The organism is Streptomyces sp. SID4985, assembly GCF_009863025.1.
Classification (GTDB): domain Bacteria; phylum Actinomycetota; class Actinomycetes; order Streptomycetales; family Streptomycetaceae; genus Streptomyces.
Genome location: NZ_WWIR01000650.1, coordinates 1 through 4,416, shown reverse-complemented (window position 1 = coordinate 4,416; position 4,416 = coordinate 1). Strand labels below are relative to the sequence as shown.

Here is a 4,416-nt window from a genome sequence, read left to right as displayed (position 1 = left end):
GGACCACCGCCAGTGCGGCGGCCAGCTCCTCCGGGGTCGGATTGCCTCGTACGACCTTGATGTTCATGACGGCTCCCGGTCTACGGCTGCGTGGTCCTCGGGTCCTACAGGGGGATGTTGCCGTGCTTCTTCGGAGGCAGGGATTCCCGCTTCGTGCGCAGTTGACGCAGGCCCCGCACGATGTGGGAGCGGGTGTCGGACGGCATGATCACCGCGTCGACGTAGCCGCGCTCGGCCGCGACGTACGGGTTGAGCAGCGCGTCCTCGTACTCCCGGATCAGCCGCGCCCGCGTGGCGTCGCCCTCACCGGCCGCCTCCGCCTCCGCGATGGTGCGGCGGTGCAGGATGTTGACGGCGCCCTGCGCGCCCATGACCGCGATCTGTGCGGTGGGCCAGGCCAGGTTGAGGTCGGCGCCCAGATGCTTGGAGCCCATCACGTCGTACGCGCCGCCGAACGCCTTGCGGGTGATCACGGTGATCAGCGGGACGGTGGCCTCGGCGTAGGCGTAGATCAGCTTCGCGCCCCGGCGGATGATGCCGTCGTGCTCCTGGCCGACGCCGGGCAGGAAGCCGGGGACGTCCACGAAGGTGAGCACCGGGATGTTGAAGGCGTCGCAGGTGCGCACGAAGCGGGCGGCCTTCTCGCTCGCCTTGATGTCCAGGCACCCCGCGAACTGCATCGGCTGGTTGGCGACGAGCCCCACCGGGTACCCCTCGACCCGCCCGAACCCGGTGACGATGTTCGGCGCGAACAGCGCCTGCGTCTCGAAGAACTCCCCGTCGTCCAGGACGTGTTCGAGCACCGTGTGCATGTCGTACGGCTGGTTCGCGCTGTCCGGCACCAGCGTGTCCAGCTCGCGGTCCTCGTCGGTGACGGCGAGGTCGGCCTCCTCGGCGAAGACCGGCGCCTCGCTGAGGTTGTTGGACGGCAGGTACGACAGCAGCTGCTTGATGTACTCGATCGCGTCCTTCTCGTCGCCCGCCATGTGGTGGGCCACACCGGAGGTGGTGTTGTGCGTACGGGCGCCGCCCAGCTCCTCGAAGCCGACGTCCTCGCCGGTGACGGTCTTGATCACGTCGGGCCCGGTGATGAACATGTGGCTGGTCTGGTCGACCATGACCGTGAAGTCGGTGATCGCGGGCGAGTAGACGGCGCCACCGGCACAGGGCCCGACGACCAGGCTGATCTGCGGAATGACCCCGGACGCGTGCGTATTGCGCCGGAAGATCTCGCCGTACGCCCCGAGCGACGCGACCCCTTCCTGAATGCGGGCGCCACCGGAGTCGTTGATCCCGATGACCGGACAGCCCGTCTTCAGCGCGAAGTCCATGACCTTGACGATCTTCTGCCCGTACACCTCGCCGAGCGCACCGCCGAACACGGTGAAGTCCTGCGAGAACACGGCCACCGGACGCCCGTCCACCGTGCCGTACCCGGTCACGACCCCGTCGCCGTACGGCCGGTTCGCCTCCAGCCCGAAGTTGGTCGACCGGTGCTGGGCGAACTCGTCCAGCTCCACGAACGACCCCTCGTCCAGCAGGAGTTCCACCCGCTCACGAGCCGTCAGCTTTCCCTTGGCATGCTGCTTCTCGACGGCCCGCGCCGACCCGGCGTGCGTCGCCTCATCGATCCGCCGCGTGAGATCCGCGAGCTTCCCCGCGGTCGTGTGAATGTCGATCTCGTGACGCTCTTCCGGCTCGGACATCGGGATGCGGCTCCCTGCCTGCTCAAAAGGGGGGACGGTAAGTCATCCGTAGCGTAGTGGCGCGCCCACCGGTCGGCAGTGCGGTGTTTCCCACACCTAGGGTGACTTGCATGACGCCCCGCGATGCAGCAGAGAACAGCCGTTGGTCCGATCTGGATCGTCCGCCCCTGAACGCCGTCGCGCTGCGGCGGGCGCTGGTTCGGGAGGGTGGGCTGTGGTCGCGGGTGGACGTGGTGCCGAGTACCGGGTCGACCAACTCCGATCTGGTCGCGCGGGCGAACGCGGGGGAAGCGGAGGAGGGGACGGTGCTGGTCGCCGAGGCGCAGACGGCGGCGCGGGGGCGGCTCGACCGGCGGTGGACGGCTCCGCCGCGCTCGGGGCTGTTCTTCTCCGTCCTGCTGCGGCCCGCCGAGGTGCCGATGGAGCGCTGGGGCTGGCTGCCGCTGCTCACCGGCGTCGCGGTGGCCACCGCGCTGTCCCGTACGGCGGGCGTCGACACGGCCCTGAAGTGGCCCAACGACCTCCTCGTCACCGTCGGCGGCGAGGAGCGCAAGGCCGGGGGCATCCTCGCGGAGCGGGCCGGTGCGGACGGCGTGGTCGTCGGCGTCGGCCTCAACATCACCCTGCGCGCCGACGAGCTGCCCGTGCCCCAGGCGGGCTCCCTCCTGCTGGCCGGTGCCGTGAACACCGACCGCGACCCGCTGCTGCGCGCGGTGCTGCGCTCCCTTGAGGAGTGGTACGACCGCTGGCGCGCGGCCTCCGGCGACCCCGCCGCGAGCGGCCTCCAGGAGACCTACGCGGCGGGCTGCGCCACCCTCGGCCGCCAGGTCCGCGCGGAGCTGCCCGGCGACCGGGTGCTGCGGGGCGAGGCGACGGCCATCGACGGGGACGGGCGGCTGGTCATCACGACGGGGGACGGGGAGCGGCAGGCTGTGGGGGCGGGGGACATCGTGCATCTGCGGCCGGAGTAGGCCCGGCCGAGTAGGTCCGCCGCGTGGGGAGTGGGTGGCTCCAGGCGGGGCGGGCGGTCACGATGGGGCTCCGGAGGAAGAAGCTGGGCCTGTGGCCGGCTGTACCCCATTGCCGTACAGCGGGCGGCCGGGGGCAGCCCGGCGGTTCCTGAGGGGCCGAGGCATCTCGGGGGCGCCCCGGCGGGGCATGGTGGCCGGAGCCCCTCGGTGGGGGTGGTCGGGGTGTAGCAGGGGGCGCATGCCGCCGTGGGAGCGCCGGGAGGTGTGCGACGGTCCCACCGCCCGAGGTACTCCGCGCCCCGTGCGACCCGGGTGCTCCAGCGGCGGAGAGCGTTCGTCCGGTCGGCCGGTCCCAGCGGAGTGAGCTGGCGCACACCTGCCGTAGAGTTGAGGCCGGTCGGTACCTGACCGCGGCAGATCGGAAGGGCAGCAGGCGTGAGCGTCGACGACACGGGATCCGGCGCGGGCGCGGAGGGCCGGGTGGACCCCGATGCCCCCGACCCCGGCGCCGACCCGCTCGCCCTCCGCCTCGAACAGCTGATCCTCGGCGCCGAGCGCCGCTACACCCCCTTCCAGGCCGCCCGTAGCGCCGGTGTCTCCATGGAGCTGGCGTCCCGTTTCTGGCGGGCGATGGGCTTCGCGGACATAGGCCAGGCCAAGGCGCTCACCGAGGCCGACGTACTCGCCCTGCGACGGCTCGCCGGTCTGGTCGAGGCGGGCCTGCTCAGCGAGGCGATGGCTGTACAGGTCGCCCGGTCCACCGGACAGACCACCGCCCGCTTGGCCGAGTGGCAGATCGACTCCTTCCTGGAGGGCCTGACCGAGCCCCCGGAGCCGGGCATGACCCGGACCGAGGTGACGTACCCGATCATCGAGCTGCTCCTGCCCGAGCTGGAGGAGTTCCTCGTCTACGTCTGGCGGCGCCAGCTCGCCGCCTCGGCGGGCCGCGTCATGCAGACCGTGGACGACGCCGAGATGGTCGACCGCCGTCTCGCCGTCGCCTTCGCGGACCTCGTCGGCTTCACCCGCCTCACCCGGCGGATGGAGGAGGAGGAGCTGGGCGAGCTGGTCGAGGCGTTCGAGACGACCGCCGCCGACCTGGTGGCCGCGCGCGGCGGACGGCTCATCAAGACCCTCGGCGACGAGGTGCTGTACGTCGCGGACGACGCCGCCCTCGCCGCCGACATCGCGCTGCGCCTGGTGGAGACGCTGGCGAACGACGAGACGATGCCCGAGCTGCGGGTCGGCATGGCGTTCGGCACGGTGACCACCCGGATGGGCGATGTGTTCGGTACGACCGTGAACCTCGCCTCCCGGCTGACCTCGATAGCCCCGCGCGACGCCGTGCTGGTGGACAGCGCCTTCGCCGAGGAACTGATCCGGAGCGGCGTCGCGCCCGCCTCGGAGGCGGAGGCCGCCGAAGCCGTGGCCGCCGCCGAGAAGGAGGGCGAGGAACCGCCCGCCTACCGCTTCGCGCTCCAGCCCATGTGGCAGCGGCCGGTGCGTGGCCTTGGCGTGGTCGAGCCGTGGCTTCTTTCGCGTCGGCCTTCCTGACCGGCTGACCGGCTGACCGACCCGACCGCGCGGGTGGTGCGGGCGCCTGCGGTGCGGTCCCTTCGCTCTTACGCCCTTACGAGCCGCCCACGCGCAGGCACAGGCCCAGCAGGCACACCCCGCTCTGCTTCGGCGGGGGTGTGCTGTGGGCCGGTTCCGGTGCGGGGGCGGCGGTGTGGGACGGG

The 4,416-nt window shown here is 72.0% G+C and carries 4 protein-coding genes; 2 read left to right on the top strand and 2 right to left on the bottom strand.

Features of this window, described 5'->3' with window-relative positions:
• Together GTW40_RS28380 and GTW40_RS28375 are read right to left on the bottom strand one after the other, a co-directional pair.
• Window positions 1–67, bottom strand: a 67-nt coding sequence (locus tag GTW40_RS28380; RefSeq protein WP_161182997.1) for an acyl-CoA carboxylase subunit epsilon, incomplete at its 3' end; no start/stop codon positions are given.
• 37 nt (window positions 68–104) lie between these two features.
• Window positions 105–1,706 (bottom strand): acyl-CoA carboxylase subunit beta, encoded by a 1,602-nt coding sequence (locus GTW40_RS28375; RefSeq protein WP_161182996.1) that lies wholly within the window; start codon window positions 1,704–1,706, stop codon window positions 105–107.
• 110 nt (window positions 1,707–1,816) lie between these two features.
• Between GTW40_RS28375 and GTW40_RS28370 the strand changes: the two genes are divergently transcribed.
• Entirely contained in the window at window positions 1,817–2,677 is an 861-nt protein-coding gene (locus GTW40_RS28370) for a biotin--[acetyl-CoA-carboxylase] ligase (RefSeq protein ID WP_161182995.1), read from the top strand.
• 435 nt (window positions 2,678–3,112) lie between these two features.
• Entirely contained in the window at window positions 3,113–4,231 is a 1,119-nt protein-coding gene (locus tag GTW40_RS28365; protein ID WP_161182994.1) for an adenylate/guanylate cyclase domain-containing protein, read from the top strand.
• Window positions 4,232–4,416: the final 185 nt, after the last annotated feature.

Excerpts from the sequence above, each read along its gene's own strand:
- GTW40_RS28370 (WP_161182995.1), top strand. The coding sequence starts at position 1,817 with ATGACGCCCCGCGATGCAGCAGAGAACAGCCGTTGGTCCGATCTGGAT.
- GTW40_RS28375 (WP_161182996.1), bottom strand. The coding sequence starts at position 1,706 with ATGTCCGAGCCGGAAGAGCGTCACGAGATCGACATTCACACGACCGCG.